Source organism: Enterococcus sp. DIV1368d (genome assembly GCF_050542975.1).
Lineage (GTDB): Bacteria > Bacillota > Bacilli > Lactobacillales > Enterococcaceae > Enterococcus_D > Enterococcus_D casseliflavus.
The window spans coordinates 3,564,282-3,583,732 of sequence record NZ_CP172939.1; the positions used below are offsets into that span (position 1 = coordinate 3,564,282).

At 41.1% G+C, this 19,451-nt stretch carries 21 protein-coding genes and 1 pseudogene; 6 read left to right on the forward strand and 16 right to left on the reverse strand.

Annotation, left to right across the window (positions count from 1 at the left end):
- Window positions 1–197: 197 nt before the first annotated feature.
- From IGJ44_RS16815 to IGJ44_RS16860, 10 genes are all read right to left on the reverse strand, one after another.
- Window positions 198–890, reverse strand: a complete 693-nt coding sequence (locus tag IGJ44_RS16815; RefSeq protein ID WP_005226251.1) for a DUF1129 domain-containing protein — start codon at window positions 888–890, stop codon at window positions 198–200.
- Between the two features lie 71 nt (window positions 891–961).
- Window positions 962–2,062, reverse strand: a complete 1,101-nt coding sequence (gene ychF, locus IGJ44_RS16820; RefSeq protein WP_005226252.1) for a redox-regulated ATPase YchF — start codon at window positions 2,060–2,062, stop codon at window positions 962–964.
- An 8-nt stretch (window positions 2,063–2,070) separates the two neighbouring features.
- Complete coding sequence (locus IGJ44_RS16825) at window positions 2,071–2,259, reverse strand: DUF951 domain-containing protein (RefSeq protein ID WP_005226253.1); 189 nt, start codon at window positions 2,257–2,259, stop codon at window positions 2,071–2,073.
- A gap of 10 nt (window positions 2,260–2,269) precedes the next feature.
- Complete coding sequence (locus IGJ44_RS16830; protein ID WP_005226254.1) at window positions 2,270–3,160, reverse strand: ParB/RepB/Spo0J family partition protein; 891 nt, start codon at window positions 3,158–3,160, stop codon at window positions 2,270–2,272.
- The gene (locus IGJ44_RS16835) at window positions 3,150–3,914 is read right to left on the reverse strand and encodes a ParA family protein (protein WP_005226255.1); all 765 of its coding nucleotides are present in this window, start codon (window positions 3,912–3,914) and stop codon (window positions 3,150–3,152) included. The genes IGJ44_RS16830 and IGJ44_RS16835 overlap by 11 nt, the downstream gene beginning before the upstream one ends.
- 11 nt (window positions 3,915–3,925) lie before the next feature.
- Window positions 3,926–4,642 (reverse strand): 16S rRNA (guanine(527)-N(7))-methyltransferase RsmG, encoded by a 717-nt coding sequence (gene rsmG, locus IGJ44_RS16840; RefSeq protein ID WP_430605990.1) that lies wholly within the window; start codon window positions 4,640–4,642, stop codon window positions 3,926–3,928.
- Between the two features lie 297 nt (window positions 4,643–4,939).
- Window positions 4,940–5,710 carry an Asp23/Gls24 family envelope stress response protein gene (locus IGJ44_RS16845; RefSeq protein ID WP_010748461.1) on the reverse strand — a complete coding sequence of 257 codons (771 nt, stop codon included), beginning with the start codon at window positions 5,708–5,710 and terminating at the stop codon, window positions 4,940–4,942.
- 25 nt (window positions 5,711–5,735) lie between these two features.
- The gene (locus IGJ44_RS16850) at window positions 5,736–5,927 is read right to left on the reverse strand and encodes a DUF2273 domain-containing protein (RefSeq protein ID WP_005226258.1); all 192 of its coding nucleotides are present in this window, start codon (window positions 5,925–5,927) and stop codon (window positions 5,736–5,738) included.
- Window positions 5,928–5,934: 7 nt separating this feature from the next.
- Entirely contained in the window at window positions 5,935–6,504 is a 570-nt protein-coding gene (gene amaP, locus IGJ44_RS16855; protein WP_005226259.1) for an alkaline shock response membrane anchor protein AmaP, read from the reverse strand.
- Between the two features lie 37 nt (window positions 6,505–6,541).
- Window positions 6,542–7,435: an SDR family oxidoreductase gene (locus IGJ44_RS16860; protein WP_005226260.1), complete on the reverse strand. Its 894-nt coding sequence runs from the start codon at window positions 7,433–7,435 to the stop codon at window positions 6,542–6,544.
- Between the two features lie 256 nt (window positions 7,436–7,691).
- On the opposite strand from IGJ44_RS16860, the gene IGJ44_RS16865 reads away from it, so the two are divergent.
- The 5 genes and pseudogenes from IGJ44_RS16865 to IGJ44_RS16885 all read left to right on the forward strand — a co-directional run.
- Window positions 7,692–8,144, forward strand: a complete 453-nt coding sequence (locus tag IGJ44_RS16865) for a DUF2188 domain-containing protein (protein WP_010748464.1) — start codon at window positions 7,692–7,694, stop codon at window positions 8,142–8,144.
- Window positions 8,145–8,494: 350 nt separating this feature from the next.
- Window positions 8,495–8,962 carry a DUF5626 family protein gene (locus IGJ44_RS16870; protein ID WP_034695231.1) on the forward strand — a complete coding sequence of 156 codons (468 nt, stop codon included), beginning with the start codon at window positions 8,495–8,497 and terminating at the stop codon, window positions 8,960–8,962.
- A 16-nt stretch (window positions 8,963–8,978) separates the two neighbouring features.
- A complete protein-coding gene (locus IGJ44_RS16875) occupies window positions 8,979–9,497 on the forward strand; it encodes a helix-turn-helix domain-containing protein (RefSeq protein ID WP_005226263.1) in 519 nt (172 codons plus the stop codon).
- A gap of 366 nt (window positions 9,498–9,863) precedes the next feature.
- A complete protein-coding gene (locus tag IGJ44_RS16880) occupies window positions 9,864–11,462 on the forward strand; it encodes an SIR2 family protein (protein WP_430605993.1) in 1,599 nt (532 codons plus the stop codon).
- A gap of 776 nt (window positions 11,463–12,238) precedes the next feature.
- Window positions 12,239–12,531 (forward strand): annotated as a pseudogene (locus IGJ44_RS16885) (tyrosine-type recombinase/integrase); the annotation flags it as partial.
- 76 nt (window positions 12,532–12,607) lie between these two features.
- Here the strand turns inward: IGJ44_RS16885 and mnmG are convergent.
- Together mnmG and mnmE are read right to left on the reverse strand one after the other, a co-directional pair.
- The gene (gene mnmG / locus IGJ44_RS16890) at window positions 12,608–14,503 is read right to left on the reverse strand and encodes a tRNA uridine-5-carboxymethylaminomethyl(34) synthesis enzyme MnmG (RefSeq protein ID WP_167826580.1); all 1,896 of its coding nucleotides are present in this window, start codon (window positions 14,501–14,503) and stop codon (window positions 12,608–12,610) included.
- Window positions 14,504–14,536: 33 nt separating this feature from the next.
- Complete coding sequence (gene mnmE, locus IGJ44_RS16895) at window positions 14,537–15,934, reverse strand: tRNA uridine-5-carboxymethylaminomethyl(34) synthesis GTPase MnmE (RefSeq protein WP_167826581.1); 1,398 nt, start codon at window positions 15,932–15,934, stop codon at window positions 14,537–14,539.
- Between the two features lie 238 nt (window positions 15,935–16,172).
- Here mnmE and IGJ44_RS16900 point away from each other — a divergent pair, with 238 nt between their 5' ends.
- Complete coding sequence (locus IGJ44_RS16900) at window positions 16,173–16,502, forward strand: heavy metal-binding domain-containing protein (protein WP_005226284.1); 330 nt, start codon at window positions 16,173–16,175, stop codon at window positions 16,500–16,502.
- 201 nt (window positions 16,503–16,703) lie between these two features.
- On the opposite strand, the gene jag is transcribed toward IGJ44_RS16900, so the two are convergent.
- From jag to rpmH, 4 genes are all read right to left on the reverse strand, one after another.
- Complete coding sequence (gene jag / locus IGJ44_RS16905; RefSeq protein ID WP_081116711.1) at window positions 16,704–17,462, reverse strand: RNA-binding cell elongation regulator Jag/EloR; 759 nt, start codon at window positions 17,460–17,462, stop codon at window positions 16,704–16,706.
- Window positions 17,463–17,479: 17 nt separating this feature from the next.
- Window positions 17,480–18,304, reverse strand: coding sequence for a YidC/Oxa1 family membrane protein insertase (locus IGJ44_RS16910; RefSeq protein ID WP_010748469.1), 825 nt, complete (start codon window positions 18,302–18,304; stop codon window positions 17,480–17,482).
- An 18-nt stretch (window positions 18,305–18,322) separates the two neighbouring features.
- Window positions 18,323–18,658 carry a ribonuclease P protein component gene (rnpA, locus tag IGJ44_RS16915; protein WP_015510644.1) on the reverse strand — a complete coding sequence of 112 codons (336 nt, stop codon included), beginning with the start codon at window positions 18,656–18,658 and terminating at the stop codon, window positions 18,323–18,325.
- A 147-nt stretch (window positions 18,659–18,805) separates the two neighbouring features.
- The gene (gene rpmH / locus IGJ44_RS16920) at window positions 18,806–18,940 is read right to left on the reverse strand and encodes a 50S ribosomal protein L34 (RefSeq protein WP_002356012.1); all 135 of its coding nucleotides are present in this window, start codon (window positions 18,938–18,940) and stop codon (window positions 18,806–18,808) included.
- Between the last annotated feature and the right edge of the window lie 511 nt (window positions 18,941–19,451).

Sequence of the window (19,451 nt, forward strand, 5' to 3'; positions counted from 1 at the left end):
TAACCACTCCTTAAAGTTTTTAGGTATTTTAAAAAAAATAGCAAAGATTTTTTCATAAGTCAACCATTCGGAAAGCTTTCTTAATAATCCTCTTCAAACCTTTGGTCAAATCTCATAATTCGCCATTTTTTCTAAAAAAACACGCTGATCGTGCGGTCTTTTTTAACAAAAGAAGGCGCACGATCAACGTGTAGCCATCAGCCTCTAGGAACAGACAGACTGCTGATGATATTGTATTTGCGTTTCAAGTAGTACTTCGCTGCTAATGCCACTGCCCCGATCAAGGCTTCGATCACAGGGTCCACTTGTGGATTCAATGGTGGTTGGATCATCGCAGAAAGCGAGATCACAACGATCCATAGCATGAAGGCTGCGACTAAAATCAAAATGATCTTCCACATCTTCGGCCGTTTGCTCTTATCGGCACCTGGGCGTTCATATTGATACATGTATTTGTACATCAAGTAGAAGACCCAACCAGCAAGCATCGCCATCAAGAAGAGGGTCAATAAGCCATAAGGTTGTGCTTGTCCTCTAGTAAAGATCCCCATAACCCCTAACATCAAGCCAAAGATCCCTAAAATCAGCAAGGTGTTATCCAACCACATCAAGAAGGGGCCGGATTCTTTTTGCTCAACGGGTTTGTTGATGATGGCTTCGGTGCGTTCAGACACTGTACCAAATAATTGGCGGGCTGTTTTGCCGCCTTTTTGTTCTTTGACTAAGACCGGCAGCATCTCATGCAAGGCAATCGTTTTTTCTTCTTCAGAAAGGTTGGCTGCCTCTAGCGATTTTTTTAAATCAAATATATATTGTTGGTTTCGTTTTGTTAATTGTTGTTCTAATTCACGATTTTCGGAAACATAATTTCGCAGAGTTTCTGGTTCCATGAATTGATTCTCCCTTCTGCGTTTTCTTCACAATGGACATTTTACCACAAATTCACTGGGAAGAAAGCCCTTTATACGTTAAAACGGAACAACATCACGTCGCCATCTTGCACGACATAATCTTTTCCTTCCAAACGTACCCGACCGGCTTCTTTGGCCGCTTGCATCGTGCCGTATTGGTTCAGATCTTCAAAGGAAACAGTTTCCGCACGAATAAAGCCGCGCTCAAAGTCCGTATGGATGATCCCCGCTGCTTGCGGTGCTTTGATGCCTTTACGGAACGTCCACGCACGCACTTCTTGTTCACCAGCGGTAAAGTACGTTGCTAGACCAAGTAAATCATAGGCAGCACGAATCAATTGATCCAACCCTGATTCTTCAATTCCTAATGCTTCTAAAAACTCTGCTTTGTCTTCTTCTTCCAGCTCAGCGATCTCTTCTTCGGCACGAGCACTGATGACGATCACTTCCGCATTTTCGCTCGCTGCAAATTCCTTCACTTTGTTGACATAGTCATTGGTTTCATAGTCTGCCACGTCTTCTTCTGCTACGTTGGCAACGTATAAGACTGGTTTGGTCGTTAGTAAAAACAAACTTTTGACGATGCGCTGTTCTTCATCTGTAAATTCGATCGAACGAGCTGAGATCCCTTCTTCTAGGACCGGTTTGATTTTATCAAGAACGGCCAATTCCGCAACCGCATCTTTGTCTTTGGTTTTGGCAATTTTTGCGACCCGAGTATAGCGCTTGTTGACGGATTCTAAATCCGCTAAAACCAACTCCAAGTTGATGGTGTCGATATCAGCTAATGGGTCCACGCGGCCTTCCACGTGGGTGATGTTGTCGTCGTCGAAACAACGAACGACATGACAGATCGCATCCACTTGGCGGATATGGCTCAAAAATTGGTTCCCTAATCCTTCCCCTTTGCTGGCACCGCGGACGATTCCAGCAATATCCGTAAATTCAAAGGTGGTTGGGACTGTCTTTTTAGGACGGACTAATTCTGTTAAACGCTGTAAGCGCCAATCTGGCACTTCCACCATTCCTACATTCGGATCGATCGTCGCAAACGGATAGTTTGCGGCTTCTGCTCCTGCTTTGGTTATTGCATTAAATAAAGTAGATTTGCCCACATTTGGCAATCCAACGATTCCGGCAGTTAACGCCATGCTTCACTTCACTCTTTCTCTTTTTTTTCTAGGATTTTCTTCATCTTTTTATCAAATTCTCGGCGCGTCATCATGACGATGTGGCCGCAATTCGTACACTTTATTTTGATGTCTGCCCCCATGCGGATGATTTCCCAACGATTGGCTTTGCAGGCATGCGGTTTTTTCATTTCGACAATATCCCCAAGATCATACATCTTTATCACCTCAAGCTTCATCAAATTGAATGTTCAATAAATCTAAAATACGGGTTAAATCTTTTTGTGACAGGTATTCGATCTCGATTTTTCCTTTGCCTTCTTTTTCGCGGATCTCGACATTTGTGCCGAATTTATCCATCAACCGTTCTTCGCTTTCTCGTAAATAGTACGGTTTTTCCCGAATCAGACGCGGCACTTTTTTCTTTTCGTTTTTCGTGTCGTTCATCTCAGCGACCATTTGTTCTAATTGGCGGACTGTCAGATTTTCTTTGACACAACGATTGGCTAATTTTAAGATCTGTTCTTTGTTTTTCAAGCCTAATAATGTCCGGGCTTGCCCCATAGACAAACGGTCATCTTGAACCATTTCTTTGACGAGTTTCGGCAAGGACAGTAACCGCAAATAATTGGCGATATACGGGCGGCTTTTCCCTAAGCGTTCAGCGACTTGTGCTTGGGTCAATTTCAAATTTTTCATCAGCATGTCATAAGCTTCTGCTTCTTCTAAAGGATTCAAATCTTCCCGCTGCAAGTTTTCTAAAACGGCGACTTGCATCATCGCTTCTTCATCAAAATTGCGGATGATGGCTGGGATCGTTTCCTTGCCAGCTAGTTTGGACGCTCGAAACCGGCGTTCACCAGCAATGATCTCATAGCCTTTGACGGATGATTGCCGCACGATGATCGGTTGAAAGACCCCCGAATGCTGGATCGAATTGGCTAGTTCTTGTAATGAAAGCTCATCAAAGGTTTTTCGCGGTTGATAAGGGTTGGGTCTTAATTCGTTTAAAGGCAGTTCAACGACTTTTTCTGTCTTGATATCGACTTCTTCTAACCCTTGCAGGTCTTGAAACAACGCATCGATCCCACGCCCTAATCCTTTCCCTTTATTCTTCACGGGCTAACACTTCCTTTGCTAACGTCTGATAGACTTCGGCTCCTTTTGAGCGTGGATCATAATCAATGATCGACAATCCATGACTAGGTGCTTCAGACAACCGGATATTCCGCGGAATAATGGTTTCATATACTTTTTCTTGGAAATAGCGGCGGACTTCTTCCACGACTTCCGCGCCTAAGTTCGTACGGGCATCATACATCGTCAGTAAGACCCCTTCGATCTCTAACTCAGGGTTAAAATGTTTTTGTACTAAACGCACGGTATTCAATAGTTGGCTCAGCCCTTCTAATGCATAGTACTCACATTGGACTGGGATCAAAATCGAATCACTGGCGGTAAAGGCATTGATCGTCAAATGACCTAAAGATGGCGGGCAATCGATAAAGATATAATCGTATTGTTCTTTGATTTCATTCAAAGCCGATTTCAATCGAGATTCCCGTGCCATCATGGAGGTCAATTCAATTTCCGCACCAGCTAATTGGATCGTCGCTGGAACGATATCCAAGTTTTCCCGACTGCTAGGTAAAATCGCTTCAACGATCGGTGTTTCATTGACTAATACATCATAGATGTCTTGTTCCACATCTGGTTTGCGAATGCCGACACCGCTTGTGGCGTTGCCTTGGGCATCAATATCTACGAGTAACACTTTTTTGCCGACAAATGCTAAGGACGCACCTAGGTTCACCGTTGTGGTGGTTTTGCCTACGCCGCCTTTTTGGTTTGCAACAGAAATAATACGGGCCATTGATTTTCCTCCTATTTGATTGGTTGTTTCGCTGGCATTCCCGGTTTGCGGGGGTATTTCTTTGGCGTTTCTTTTTTCTTTTGAATGATCAAAAGATGGCGTTCATCGCCGCTGACCGGTAAGGTAAAGCTTTTTTCTTCAATAAATTTGCCGCCTAAGAGTGAGATGGCTGGTTTGGCTTCAACCAGTTCTTCCTCGCTTTTGGCAGCTTTGAGCGCATAAAAATAGCCTGCTTTTTTCACCAATGGCACACAGAGTTCCGTTAACACATTCAAACGGGCAACCGCACGAGCAGTCACATAATCGAATTGCCCACGAAATTGCGGGTTTTGACCAAATGTTTCTGCACGGTCATGGTACAAGTGGACATTTTCCAATTGTAGATCCGTCACAAGGGTTTGTAAAAAGGTGATGCGCTTATTTAAAGAGTCGACGATCGTCACTTCTAATTCAGGAAACACGATTTTTAGTGGAATACTTGGAAAGCCAGCACCTGAACCGACATCACACAAATGACTTTGCGGGTCAAAGGCGGCTTCAAAAGCTAAGGAAACAGAATCGTAGAAATGCTTCAAATACACTTCTGATTTTTCCGTGATTGCGGTTAGATTCATCTTCTGATTCCATTCGACTAAACGCTCGAAATAGACAGCGAATTTTTCCATTTGTTCTTCGGTTAAAACGATCCCGTTTTTGCGTAATTCTTCATGAAATTCTTCAGGTAGCATAACGAATCCTTTCTATTTTGTGAAACAGAAAAATGTTTCACAGACTAGTTCCTACTTTAACGCAAAAAGCAATGTGATGCAATAGCCAGACATTGCTTTCTAGGAGAATTTACCATTTTTTAACTGGGGCTTTAAGGTTGGTTTAAGGCAGAGGAATTATACTCATTTCAATCCAAAAAACTTTTTTCATTTTTCCTTGACCAGCGAGGCTGCCAACCCTCCTGGTCAGCTTTTTTCTCAAAAAAACAAGCATTGATCACAGGATCAATGCTTGTTTTTGTTTCATATGAAACTTTTTTATTTCACCCGGGGCTCGTTGTATTCTTCGATACGATCAGACGCGCGGGAAGCCGCATGTTTGGCTTTGTTGGTTTGACGTGAAGCAAAGTCACCGGTTTTAGATGCAGCTGACGATACTTTGTCTTGAACCGTTTCTTGTTCCTCTTCGTATTCAGCGATCGTTTTTACATCTACAACATTGATGTTGACTTCGATAACTTCTAATTGGGTCATTGTCGTTACTTCTTTTTGGATGACTTCTTTGACTTGGTCAGCGATTTCTGGGATGTTGCGGTCATATTCAACCACGATATCTAAATCAACGGCTACTTGTTTTTTCCCTACTTCGGTATTGATACCCGCAGTCACATTGTCTGTATTGACTAATTTTTCCGCAATGTTAGAGAAGAAACCACCATCGACCGTCAACAGACCATCCACATGTTCTAATGCGATCCCGATGATTTTTTGGATCACTTTGTCATCATAAGTCAATGAACCATGAACAGGTGCGTCACCAGTTGGTCCTTCAAAATCGTTGTGGCCAGGTTTTGGCGGTGCTGGATGATGTCCTGCTGGATTTGGATTTCCTGGTGCTGGATGATCCCCTGGTTTTGGTCCGTTTTGTTGTCCTGCTACTGCTTTTTCAGCATTTGGCACGACTGGATCTGGTGCTTCAGTCATGGGAATCGCATTTTCATTTGCTTGATGATTGGTGTTAGGAACCACTGGATCTGGATGTGCGCTGACTTTTTTATCATTGTTTAATTCGTTTTTATCGTTATTCATTAAAAATTCCTCCTATTAAAATGCGTTATTGTTGGTTAAAAAATTCGTCGATGATACCGGTACGTTGGAGATACAATCCTAACGCAAAACCCAAACCTGTTAGGAGTAGAATCAGCAATGTTTTGAAAAAACCGATCGTTACAAACAACACAGCCAGAACAAGGCCGATTGCTCCAAAAATCAATGGGATTTTGTATTGTTGTAGTTCGTTCATCATAGCCCTCCTATTCTACTCGCGGGTTTTCCGGAGTCTCATTTTGTTCAAAATTCGCGTAGTTGACTTCGACTTTGACTTTCTCACTTGAACCAAGCACTCGTTGGACATCTTGTTGGATTTCCGCCATTAAGTTTTCGGTTTTGCCGACTAAGGCAGACGTCCGTTTCAAGCGTCCTTTAATTTTAATCAAAATTCGATTTTTGGTCGCCTTGACATGAACTTTTGGTCCTTCAACAAATTCTTTTTCATTTACTTTCGTACGTACAAGTCCTTCGATTGCTTTCTTATCGATCGTCAATGCGCCCTTATCCTCTTTCAAAACAAAGGTCGTTTTGGTTTTTGGATAAAAAAGCACGACTAAGATCACGATCAAGAATAAGGCGATCAAGACAACAGCTACCCAAAACATATATTGACGCATAAACAAGTTGTCAAAGAAATACGTGACGACATTGCCTCTGCTGTCCAAACCAAATGGCAGCTGCATATAAGGATTACTCATTAATACGATTGGTAATAAGACAGTGATAAAGATCAACGAAACGATGATTGATACGATTTTCCACCCTTTACTCATAGGACACCTCCTCCTTTTTCTCCAATTTTTGATAAGCTTACAAGTTGATGGCTTCTCCGCCGGTAACACCATAAATCTGTGCTGTCACATAGCTAGCTTTATTCGAAGCTAAAAAGACATAGACAGGTGCCAGCTCAGCTGGTTGTCCTGCCCGCTCAAGTAACGCTTGCTGACCAAATTCAGGCAGCTGGTCTTGCGGTTGGCCATGATCTAACTGTAATGGTGTCCAGATCGGTCCTGGGGCTACCCCATTGACGCGAATTCCTTTTTCAGCAAATTGTTTCGCCAAGCTGACTGTAAAACTAGCGATCGCCGATTTGGTTGCCGCATAATCCATTAAATGGGCACTTGGACTAAAGGCTTGGACAGAAGTTGTTGTCACGATCGCTCCCCCAGCCGGTAAGTGCGGCTCAGCAGCTTTGACTAATGCAAACATTGAGATAATGTTTACCATAAAGGTGTCTTTCACTTGTTCAATCGGTAATTCTGCAATCGATGGCCGCGTGATTTGCTGTGCCGCGTTCAATACTAATGTATCTAACCCACCTAATGCTGCCACCGCTTTGTCAACGATCTCTTGTGGTGCCGCTTCGTCTCGCAGGTCATAGGGTAGCAAGATCACTTTGCGCCCAGCTTCTTTGATGTACCCTGCAACTTCTTCGGCATCTTCTTCTTCTCCTGGGAAAAAGTGTAGGGCAATGTCTGCTCCTTCACGGGCGAAGGCAATCGCTGCTGCTCGTCCGATCCCAGAATCCCCACCGGTGATCAGTACCCGCCGGTTTTCTAACTGCTGACTTCCCTCATAAGATTCTTCACCACAATCAGGTTTTGGTCGCATTTCTTCTTGTAAAGCAGGCGTATCTTGTTCCTGTTTGCTGTATTTACCCGTGTGATAAAGTTCCCGTGGATCAGTCAAAATAGGTTCACTCATTCTTACGTCCTCCTTTTCTCTATAATAAAATTCTAAACCATTCATTTTTTTTTGGGAAATATAACGCTTTGTTAACAAAAATAAATCCTCGTTTATTAGAAAATGAAAAAAGAAAGTGCCCCCATTTTTGACCAGAAATCAAATGATTTCCCTTTTTTATAGAAGGGGGTAAACTAATAAGTAGTAACTGGTAGTACCTGTAAAAGGGAACCCCTAAGAAAATGACCTTGGATCAAGAAAAAGGAGGAAACAAACAATGCCTTGGAATGTCCGTGATTATCCTGCGTCAATGAAGAATCTAGACCCCTTAGTTCGTAAAAAAGCGATCGATATCGCCAATGCCCTGCTAGCCGATGGCTATTCCGATGATCGGGCGATCCCGATCGCCACGAGTCAAGCAGAAAAATGGTATGACAATGCAGATGAAGAGGAGAAGAAAGCTTTTCAGAAAGAAAAAAATCCGCAAAAAGACGATACCCATCAAACCAATAAGAATGCGGAAAAATTAATGGATGCGGATGTAGAAGTTGTGTATGAAGACGACAAATGGCAAGTCCGTTCCAAAGGAGCAAAACGTGCCAGTGATCATTTCGATAAGAAAGCAGAGGCCATCGCCCGTGCCAAAGAAATTGCCGAAAACAAAGAATCCGTGGTGAACGTTTATAAAAAAGATGGTGACCATCAAAAGGATATTGATTTAGGAGAATAAAATTGGCTGCAAAAAAGCGGAAGGAGGTCTTACGTTTGTCGTTTTAACGGCGCGAAACGTTACCTTCTCTTTCGCTTTTTTGTTTCCTTTTACAGCTAGGTTTGGTTAAAACTAAAGCAACCGCTTCTTTAACGTTTCTTTTAAAAAGCAACGTTTCATTGTCAGAAACCTAAAAAACGAAGACCTTTTGAATGAACCATTACGTTTAAAATTTCTCGACATCCTAAAAAATAAGTCTATGAAATGCTGATTTAGCAACAGTTGTGAACCAGCCGTTACCCCTGTAAACTAGCTTGTACTTTCTTTAACTAAATAAACCTTGTATACTTGAATTATTAAAAGTACAAGGAGTGGTGTTTGTGAAAAAATTATTTTTTGTGCCGTTTATTTTTCTTTGTTTCCTCTTTGCTCTCCCAGCTGCCGCCCAGACAGTGGAAGAACCTGAACTCGTTTATGACTTAGCATCAGATAGTCCCTATGAGCAGCTGGTCACGGTAGATGAAGAAGGCAACGAGGTGATTTTGACCATTGAAAAACTGCCGTCATTCCGAGCAAATCTGGCAGCGGGAACGTATCGTGTGTCAAAAACATCCACAGGTAATTGGACTGCTAGTTATAATGTAACGGTCAATAGCCGCAATCAATTTACAGGCACTTCGAATTTAAGTTTAGTTGCTCACAGAGGAAGTATCACTTCTAGTTCATTAACTCACACGTCCACCAAAGCCACCTGTACGTTTAAGCAAAAAGCAGGTATAATCACTACCAATGGGAGTGTCGTAACCACGATCTCAAATGGGAAGCTAGTTGTTAAATAGCAGATAGGAGCATACATTGGCTTTAGCAGAACAATTAAAAAGCTGTCGCGAGTCTTCCGGATTGTCGCAAACAGCTGTCGCAGAAAAATTACAGATTTCACGCCAGTCGATTTCAAAATGGGAAAATGGGCGCGGCTATCCAGATATTGAGAATTTGATTTTGTTGAGCGATCTCTACCAAGTCTCGATCGATGAGCTTTTACGTGAGAACGAAGCCTTAAAAGAGCGGATCGAAACCAATAATCAAGAAATCAACGACAAAAAAGAAAAATTGTCGTTACTCCAAAGAACGATGGCAGCAGATAAAGATGAAAGTCTGCTCTTGCTACTGTTAGCTGGAATCGGCTCCTTTCTTTTTCCTTTAGGACTGATCTTAGATGGCTTTGTTTTATGGCGTAACAAAAAGGCCAATAATTTTTATGTATTGATCTATATCGTCTGTGCCTTCTCGATTTTCTTGAATTTGTACGATGGCTATGTCCATCTCAGCAACATCATGAATTGGGGAACCACTACGATTGAAAAAGTGGAATAACTTTATTATTAAGACAAAAAGCCCGCTGCGAATTGTTTTCGCAGCGGGCTTTTGACACTCTATTTACCATTTATAAATTGGTTTTTCAAAGAATATTAACCGTCTTTAGTTAACCTTGGCAATCTTCCCTTGCTCGATATAAACTCAAATCTTGCTATCAGCATTGTTCAAATCAAATGGCAACATAACAGAGAAATTTAAAGTATGTATAATTATCTGAATTCAAATCAAATCAATTAACCGAAGTCATATACGGAGTCAAACTATCCCGCTGAGAGTTTATTAAATATAAAAGTTTTATGCTATAATTTTAATAAAATAGCGTGACCTAAATTATGATAAAACATAATACGGAGGTGTATTTTATTGTTAAGCGATTTAGTGCGAGATAATAGTTATCCGATAATTTTTATTGGATCGGGTATGTCCAAACGGTACTTAAAAAATTTCCCAGCATGGGATGAATTATTAAAAGAATACTGGCAAAAAATAGGAGAAAAAGAAAATTTTTATTCTCATATGAGAAGTACAAAAAAATCATTAGATAAGTCTGATTTAAATCCAGATGAGAAAGATTTTTACGCTAATACTTTAGTAGCTTCTTATATTGAAAAGAAGTATGAAGACATGTTTTACAAAGAAGAATTAACAATAGAGGGTTTAGACATAGATACTGCATACAATCAAGAAATCTCTCCTTTCAAATTCGATCTATCTAATCGGTTTAAGCTTTTAGAATTTAACTCAGGATTTGAAGATGAGTTAGAAGCCTATACTAATTTCCTTGCTAAAGCTAGGGTTATAATTACTACTAATTATGATACATTAACAGAAATTCTTTTAAGCAAAAAAAATATTCATCCAAAAGTTTATGTAGGACAAAATGGTTTTTTCGATAAAACTATTGATTGGTCAGAGCTATATAAAATACACGGAGATGTAAGCCAACCAAAATCAATAATAATCAATCAAGAAGATTATGTAAAATATGATGAAAATTCTATACTAATAAGTGCAAAAATTCTTTCGAACATGATAGAATCTCCTATTTTATTTTTAGGTTATTCTCTTACTGACAGAAATGTGAGGAAGCTCTTAAAAGACTTCGCTTCTCAACTACCGAAAGAAGATGTTAGAAAATCGTCCAACAGAATATTTATCGTTGAGTATCAAAAAAATCAACAAGAAGTTATAGAACAGATGAATCGAGACGAAATATTAGATATTGGGTATATTTTAGTGAGTACAGATAATTATTCAGAGATATTTAATAAAGTAAGTCAAATTGATGAGGGCTTAACTCCCTACGAAGTTAGAAAGTATCAAAAAGTAATTAGAAAAATTGTGGATACTGCCGGGGCTTCAGGAAATCTAGATGCTGTTCTTGTTTCCTCAACACAGTTGGAAAGTATCGAACAACAAATCCAAGATGGGAAACCCATAGTCGTAGCATTAGGAAATAGAAAATACATGTATGTATTCCCCGACCTAATAAGTTATATAAAAGACTATCTAAAAGAAGAACACGATATTATGCCTACGGTAGCATTGGAATTTATCGCAAAAGAGAATCCGAGTACAAGAACACCATTTGCCCGTTATATTAAAAATGAAGATATTAATAAATTAGAAATCTCTGATGAATGTAAAGAAAAAATATTAAAGAAAATTGATTTATTAGGGACTTTAGAAAAGACTACAGAATCTGTTCCGAATAACTGTAAACAAAGTTTCTCATCCATATCAGATATATTAGATACTAATTTTTCAATGGGCACGAAAATTAACTTAATTACTTACAATATTAAAGAATTTGATAAAGAAGAGCTAAAAACTTATATTTTAAATGAAGCCCTAAGTATGTTTGAAGAGGCCTGCCAATACAAACAGCAAAATCTTAAAAGCTTCATCCGAAAGTTGTTTTTTGCTTACGATTTGCTAATACACGGTGATTTAAAAAACTAAAGAAAGTTGATAATGATTAACCCACCTAAAGTGGAAAAATCGTTATCAACTTTCTCGATTTAAAAAACTATTTATACCCGATTGTACCTACCCAATGTAGATAAATCAAATATGTCTACAAAAAAATTATATCCAATTTCAAACAAACTAGCAACAAAAAAGTAGACTTTTTTTATTTTCTTTTAGTAGTAATAAACCATATCCCATCTATTCAAATAATATTTTCCCTATTGAAAGACCAACTAAACAAGTCAGAATAGTTTTTATATGTATATTACTTTCTTTAAACTTAGACTCATTTTTATATATTTTATAGATCAGCAATTTATGAGAATACTTCATGTCTTCACCAGTAATGTAAAGAACATCTGTCTCCCCATTTGGACTTGACTTTTCTATTTTTGACGTAATTATACTATATATAAATGACGTCTGAGGTATATCTTCTTTGTAGATGAGATAGTCTAAACCATATTTCCTTAAGCCATACTTAATCTGCTCACCCTCCGAATTCAGTTAGTACAATATTTTCTTTTCATTTTTTAAACTGCCTTCCACCTGTTAAAACATCCGTTGACTCCCAGTATCCATAAAACCCATTATAGTAACTATCAAATAAAATGTTTGATATGAACTTTCCACTAATCAAAATAAACAAAACTTCTCCCGATATTTCCCATCAAAACAATTACCCATAACATGTTAATTAAGCAAAACCGGATATTAAATAATATTTTTAACTATAATTATTACTACTTAATTATTGATTTATCCAACCTGTAATCAGCACTATCAAAGGGAATAGAAAAGGAACTTCCTTTACAAAGGCTACCCTAACCATGTCATAGATAAAGTAGCACGGAAGTTCCCAGATATGAAGATAATCAAAGCCCATGGCTTTAGAAACACTCATGCTACCCTTCTCTTTGAAGCAGGTGCTCAAGTAAAAGATGTACAAGATAGGCTAGGACATTCTTCTTCTAAAACAACCATGGACATTTATATTAAAGTATCAAAAAATCGGCAAAATGAAACAGTCGAATTATTTGATTCTGACATGAACGGATGATACGCGAGGTCAAAAACGGAATCAAAAAATATTATGAGAATACCTTTTTACCCCTTAATCCTTTAATATCAATCCTTTAAGCTTCGACTTTTGCAATCTTCCCTTGCTCGATATACACCATCAAAATACTGATATCAGCTGGGTTTACTCCGCTGATACGGCTCGCTTGGGCGATGGTTTCGGGTTGGATTTTTTGCAGTTTTTGTTTGGCTTCTGTTGCCAAGCCATTGATAGCGGCATAGTCGATGTTTTCAGGAATGCGTTTGGCTTCCATCCGTTTGAGTTTCTCCACTTTTTCGAGAGCTTTTTTGATATAGCCTTCGTATTTGATTTGGATCTCGACTTGTTCGATCTCTTTTGGCTTCAATGCTTCATTGGCTTCGATAAATTGTAGCATTTCGGCATACGTCACTTCAGGCCGACGCAAGAATTCATTGGCTAAAACGCCATCTTTCAAGGTAGCCGTCCCTTTAGCAGTCAAATACGCTTGTACTTCTGGCGTTGGTTTGATGCGGATCTTAGATAAACGTTTAATTTCTGCTTCAACAGCTTCTTTTTTCGCTACATACGCTTCGTATTGTGCTTCTGGGACGAGCCCGATTTGATGTCCCACTTCGGTCAAACGCAGATCCGCATTATCATGACGCAGCAATAAGCGGTATTCGGCACGAGAGGTCAATAAGCGGTAAGGTTCATTGGTTCCTTTGGTCACCAAATCATCGATCATCACACCGATATAACCGTCGCTGCGTTTCATAATGAAGGGATCTTTGCCTTGAATTTTCAAAGCGGCATTGATGCCTGCGATCAAGCCTTGACCGGCCGCTTCTTCATAGCCGCTGGTTCCGTTGGTTTGTCCTGCCGTAAAGAGGTTTTCGATGACTTTGGTTTCTAATGTTGGACGCAATTGATGAGGCACCACGACATCATATTCAATGGCGTAGCCCGTCCGCATCATTTCCGCTTTTTCTAAACCTGCGATGGAATGCAGCATTTGGACTTGGACATCTTCTGGCATAGAAGTAGAAAGCCCTTGAACATACACTTCTTCGGTGTTCAACCCTTCTGGTTCCAAGAACAGTTGGTGACGAGATTTGTCTGCAAAACGCACGATTTTGTCTTCGATAGATGGGCAATAACGGGCACCTACTCCTTCAACGATCCCTGTAAACATCGGCGCCCGGTGTAAATTCTGGTTGATGATTTGGTGCGTCCCTTCGTTCGTATAGGTCAACCAGCAAGGTTCTTGGTTTTGATTGTAGGCTTCATCGGGTGTGCTGTAACTAAAGTGATTCGGTTGTTCATCGCCAGGCTGGATCTCCGTTACCTCATAGTTGATGGTGCTGGATTTCACCCGCGGTGGTGTACCCGTTTTAAAACGAGCGATCTCTAGGCCAAGCTCTTTCAAATGATCGGCTAGTCCAATCGATGGCTGGGAGTTGTTTGGTCCAGAAGAATACTTCAACTCTCCAATGATGATCTCTCCTCGCAACGCTGTTCCCGCAGTGATCACTACAGCTTGGGCTTGGTAACGAGCGCCTGTAGAGGTCACGACGCCACGGCATTCGCCTTCTTCAACGATCAGCTTTTCAACGATTCCTTGGCGCAGTGTCAGATTGGCTTCTTTTTCGATCGTTCGTTTCATTTCAGCCGCATAGGCATGTTTATCGGCTTGCGCCCGCAAGGCCCGCACAGCGGGACCTTTTCCTGTATTGAGCATCCGCATTTGGATGTAGGTTTTGTCGATATTTTTGCCCATTTCTCCGCCTAAAGCATCGATTTCGCGCACCACGACGCCTTTTGCTGGTCCGCCGACGGAGGGATTACAAGGCATGAATGCGACCATGTCTAAGTTGATGGTCAGCAAGAGGGTTTTTGCTCCCATTCGGCTGGCTGCTAAGGCAGCTTCTGATCCGGCATGGCCGGCACCAACAACGATCACGTCATAACTTTCTGCTTGATATTCTTGCATGGTGTTCTCCTTTTTACGCCAGTGGCGCATTCTTTATTTTCCTAAACAAAACTGACTGAACAATTGGGTGATCAACTCATCTTGGACACTGTCGCCGACAACTTCTCCTAGATAGTCCCAGCAGCGTGTCATATCGATTTGAACCAAGTCGACAGGCATTCCTGCTTCGATCCCTTGGATGACCTCAGACAACGACTGAACGGCATTTTCTAATAAGGCAATGTGGCGAGTGTTAGAAAGATAGGAAGCATCCTTATCAGTGGTCTTCCCCCCAAAGAATAGATCGGCAATGGCTTGTTCCAGTTGATCTAAGCCTTCGTTGGTCAACACAGAGACAGAAAAAATCGGTTCATCTGCTGCGTACTGCGCTAGCTCAGCGGGTGCTAATTTTGGCTCAAGGTCGGTCTTATTCAATAAGATGATCCGACGGCTGCCAGCAGTCAGCTCCAGCAATTGTTTGTCTTCCTGGGTCAATCCTTCGCTTTGGTTGAGAACCAGCAAAATCAACTCCGCTTCTGCCAGTGCTTTGCGGCTGCGTTCGACCCCGATTTTCTCAACGACATCTTCTGTTTCGCGGATACCAGCCGTATCGATCAGTTTCAACGGTACCCCGCGAACATTGACATACTCTTCAATAACATCTCGAGTCGTACCAGCAATGTCTGTCACGATGGCTTTTTCTTCCCTTAATAAATGGTTCAATAAGCTGGATTTACCGACATTCGGCCGACCGATGATCGCGGTACTCAAACCTTCTCGCAAAATTTTTCCTTGTTGGGCAGTCGCTAATAAGGCTTGGATCTGCCCTTTGACCATCGTGGCTTTTTCTAACAATAAGCGGGTCGTCAATTCTTCCACATCATCGTATTCAGGGTAATCGATATTCACTTCAACTTGTGCCAGCGTCTCTAAAATCTCTTGGCGTAAAGTCCGAATCAAGTGGGAAAGATTGCCATCCAGCTGATTGACAGCGAGATTCATCGCCTTATCGGTCTTGGCACGAATCAAGTCCATCACCGCCTCGGCTTGAGAAAGGTCAACCCGTCCGTTTAAAAAGGCCCGCTTGGTGAATTCTCCCGGCTCAGCCAACCGTGCGCCTTGTCGTAAAACCAGCTGCAAGAGTTGATTGACGACAACGATCCCGCCGTGGCAGTTGATCTCGACAACATCTTCTCGGGTAAAGGTCCGCGGCTTTTTCATCACTGATAGCATCACTTCATCCATCAAACGGTTTTCTTCTGGGTCTATGATATGACCATAATGGATCGTATGACTAGGGACTTGGGCGAGGGTTTTAGTGCCTGCTTGAAAAATCCGATCCGCAATTGCGATCGCTTCTTCCCCGCTTAATCGCACAATACTGATGGCCCCTTCGCCTGACGGGGTGGAAATCGCGGCAATCGTATCAAATTCTTGCGTTATATTCGCCATGTTGCTTGCTCCTCCTATTTTTTCACATAAAAAAAGTGCCCACTCCACCCGTCAAATTGATTGAAAATCAATAAAAACGAGTAGACTTAGCACTTTGACTGCTTGTCAATTAAATTCTGGAAATAGATTAGCACATTTTTGCGTGAGTCGCAAGCTTCCTTCAAAAACTTTTAAATTTTGCATCTGTCCGCAAAAACCTTTAAAATAAAAGCAAAGAATAAGAAAAGAGGGATCTATTATGGAAACCATCAAATCATCAAACAGCGCTGCTCGCATTAAAGAAATCATTTTATCGACAGGAAACGTGAATCGGCCTTACGTCGTGCGGGATATCGTCTTTGCGGCAGACAAAATCGAAGTAGATCTATTTGATACATCTGTGAATTTGAACGACCTGTTGGCAGATGTGACCTATCGCTTAAAAGAAACCGCCCACAGCTACGGAGCGAATGCAGTGATCAACTGTCATTTCGAACATGACCGCATCGTCGAAGGCGACAAAACCTACCTTGAGATCTTTGCCTATGGTACAGTGGTTCAATTTACTCAATCAACCATCGGCGGCTAATTACCTCTATCATCAAAAAAATACAAAAAAGAGTCCGCGGCATACGGACTCTTTTTTGATACCAAAGGCTGACCTACGTAACGTATGTTGACTTTGATAAGAATGATTTCTAGTCAAGGATACTTGGTTTTAAATTTGTTGTCAATCGCTTTTTCCCATCAAAAAAGGGAAAGGCTTGTCAGACCGCCTTTCCCTTTTTCATTAAATTCGTTTGTCCGCAGGTTCCACTACTAAGTAGCGATACGGTTCATCCCCTTCAGAATGAGTTTGAACATACGCATCTTTACTCAAAACTGAATGGATCTGCTTTCTTTCAAACGCCGGCATCGGTTCTAAAAAGACTGGGCGGCCTGTTCGTTTGACTTTTTCAGCAGTACGGCTAGCCAAACGTTCTAAGATCGCTTGACGTTTTTCACGGTAATCTCCGACATTCACTACAATCGACAATTTGTTTTTCGCGATGCGGTGAATATACACTTGCGCCAAATATTGCAGTGCATTCAAGGTTTTGCCGTGCTTCCCAATCAAAATGCCTTGTTTTTGCGTTTCTAAATGAAAGACGATCACGCCGTCTTGACGAGCGGTTTTTACTAAGGCGGGTGCATTCAATGCTTTTGAAATATTTGTCAGATAGAGTCCCAGCTGAGCCAGCGCTTCCTCATCTGAAAGATCCGTCAGCAAAACAGGTTCGCTCGCTGCTGCTTCCATCACACTGCTTGCATCCTCTGTCGTCACAGGATCTGGTTCTACCAGCGGTTTTGCTGGTACTTCTTCAACGGGTGCCGGTTCTTCAACGATTCGTTTTTCAATGGAGACCCGTGCTTGTTTTTTTCCTAGACCCAAGAAGCCTTTTTTTCCTTCATCCAGGACTTCGATTACTGCTTGATCTTTGGTGATACCAAGGACTTGCAATCCCTCTTGAATTGCTTCATCTACTGTCAGATTTTCATAAATCGGCATTGCAGTGCAACCTCCTCTTATTTTTTCCGTTTCTTTTTAGGACTCATTGCTTTTTTCAGCGCACGTTCACGCTCGCGTTCTTTGCGGGCAGCTTCTTCTCTTTCTTGGCGAATCTTGAATGGGTTATTTAAGATCATTGTTTGCACAACTTGGAATGCATTGGAAACGACCCAGTACAAGGAAAGACCGCTGGCAATGTTGATCCCCATCAGTAAGATCATCATCGGCATAGCGAAATTCATGATTTTCAGACTCGCATTTGATTCCACTTGGCTCATACTTGATAAGTAAGTACTTGCAAAAGTAAAGAGCGCCGCTAAAATCGGCAAGATGAAGTATGGGTCACGATCACCCAGCTGCAGCCATAAGAATTTTCCTTCTTGCAGAGCAGGAACCCGTGAGATCGATTGCCACAAGGCCATCAAAATCGGCATTTGTACCAATAATGGCAGACAGCCGGCATAAGGATTGACATTGTTTTCCGCATACAAACGTTGTGTTTCTTCTTTTAACTTGCTTTGTGTTTCTGTATCTTTTGACGCATATTGCTGCTGCAGCGCTTTTAACTTCGGTTGTAATTCTTGCGTTTTGCGCATGCTTTTGGTTTGGAAGTGCATCAACGGCATCAAAATGACCCGAATGATCAATGTAAAGAGGATGATCCCGATCCCGGCATTGCCGAAGGAGAGGGCTTTGATCGCCTCTGCAAAATAATAAACGATGTAACGGTCCCATAGACCAGTACTTTGTGCATTTACTTCACCTGTTGCACCGCAGGCAGATAAGACAACTACTAATGAGAGAACTCCCAAAAATAGTAAGACGCGTTTCCCTTTTTTCACGTAACTAATTCCTTTCCATTAATGAATAATTTTGGCAAGTTTTAAGACATGCTCTAAATTCGAGTAGATTTCCTTTGAGGAACAAGTGGCGATACTTGGACGGGCGATCACGATGAAATCGACCGCTGGTTCGATTCGCGGCTTCATTTCCGTTAAACTTGCACGGATCTTGCGCTTGATCTCATTTCGCTTCACTGCATTACCGACTTTTTTCCCTACAGATAAACCAACTCGAAAATGTGATTGCTCTTTAGGTAAGACATACACCACGAACTTCCGATTTGCAAAAGAATTTCCTGCCTGAAAAACTTTTTGAAAATCTTGCTCTGTTTTTACTCGATAGGATTTTCTCATCTTCGGTTCCTTCACTTCTTTCAATTAAGCTTCGCGAAACGGATTGAATCCGTAACCACTCACCTGTCAATAATACCATATTTGCCAAAAGTCAGACACTATATTCCGCAAAAACGGCATAAAAAAAAACCACTGGCATTCAGTGGCTTACGCAGAAATAACCTTTCTGCCTTTACGACGACGGCTAGCTAAAACACGACGTCCATTTTTTGTACTCATACGTTTACGGAATCCGTGAACTTTTTGACGTTTACGTTTATTTGGTTGATACGTTCTTTTCATTTATTTCCACCTCCATCAGGATAATGCTTATGCGCACAGACATACTTTGATAGTATAACGAGTCAAGTACTAGTTTGTCAATAAGAAGTTTGCTCAAAATCAGGCATTCTTTATCCACAATCCCTTTGATTTGTGTGGGTTTGCTGTTTATAGTCAATTTTTGTGGATAACTTTTTCCCCAGAGTTATTTTGGCTTTTTCCACAAACAAACAGCCTGTAGAAAAGTTTTCCACAATCACTTTTTTAACTGTTGATAACTACCCTAAAACCTAGTGTTATCAAGGCGTGATCTTCACATCGATCTGTGGATAAAGGAGATTTTTTTATAGTTATGCACATTCTTTTTCTACCTGTGGATAGTCGAATTTCGAACATGTGCATTTCCATTTTTCTTTTATCCCGTTTTGTGGAAAAGTATTTTTTTCTAACCTTTTTTATCGTAATCTGTGGAAAACTTTTTCAATCCGTGCTATTTTAGTTATATCTATTCTTAGTTATAGGAGGACAATTT

Excerpts from the sequence above, each read along its gene's own strand:
- rnpA (WP_015510644.1), bottom strand. The coding sequence starts at position 18,658 with ATGAGAAAATCCTATCGAGTAAAAACAGAGCAAGATTTTCAAAAAGTT.
- ychF (WP_005226252.1), bottom strand. The coding sequence starts at position 2,062 with ATGGCGTTAACTGCCGGAATCGTTGGATTGCCAAATGTGGGCAAATCT.
- mnmG (WP_167826580.1), bottom strand. The coding sequence starts at position 14,503 with ATGCAAGAATATCAAGCAGAAAGTTATGACGTGATCGTTGTTGGTGCC.
- amaP (WP_005226259.1), bottom strand. The coding sequence starts at position 6,504 with ATGAGTAAAGGGTGGAAAATCGTATCAATCATCGTTTCGTTGATCTTT.
- rsmG (WP_430605990.1), bottom strand. The coding sequence starts at position 4,642 with ATGCTACCTGAAGAATTTCATGAAGAATTACGCAAAAACGGGATCGTT.
- jag (WP_081116711.1), bottom strand. The coding sequence starts at position 17,462 with ATGCCGATTTATGAAAATCTGACAGTAGATGAAGCAATTCAAGAGGGA.
- rpmH (WP_002356012.1), bottom strand. The coding sequence starts at position 18,940 with ATGAAAAGAACGTATCAACCAAATAAACGTAAACGTCAAAAAGTTCAC.
- IGJ44_RS16850 (WP_005226258.1), bottom strand. The coding sequence starts at position 5,927 with ATGATGAACGAACTACAACAATACAAAATCCCATTGATTTTTGGAGCA.
- IGJ44_RS16815 (WP_005226251.1), bottom strand. The coding sequence starts at position 890 with ATGGAACCAGAAACTCTGCGAAATTATGTTTCCGAAAATCGTGAATTA.
- IGJ44_RS16825 (WP_005226253.1), bottom strand. The coding sequence starts at position 2,259 with ATGTATGATCTTGGGGATATTGTCGAAATGAAAAAACCGCATGCCTGC.
- IGJ44_RS16860 (WP_005226260.1), bottom strand. The coding sequence starts at position 7,435 with ATGAGTGAACCTATTTTGACTGATCCACGGGAACTTTATCACACGGGT.
- IGJ44_RS16865 (WP_010748464.1), top strand. The coding sequence starts at position 7,692 with ATGCCTTGGAATGTCCGTGATTATCCTGCGTCAATGAAGAATCTAGAC.
- IGJ44_RS16845 (WP_010748461.1), bottom strand. The coding sequence starts at position 5,710 with ATGAATAACGATAAAAACGAATTAAACAATGATAAAAAAGTCAGCGCA.
- IGJ44_RS16835 (WP_005226255.1), bottom strand. The coding sequence starts at position 3,914 with ATGGCCCGTATTATTTCTGTTGCAAACCAAAAAGGCGGCGTAGGCAAA.
- mnmE (WP_167826581.1), bottom strand. The coding sequence starts at position 15,934 with ATGGCGAATATAACGCAAGAATTTGATACGATTGCCGCGATTTCCACC.
- IGJ44_RS16900 (WP_005226284.1), top strand. The coding sequence starts at position 16,173 with ATGGAAACCATCAAATCATCAAACAGCGCTGCTCGCATTAAAGAAATC.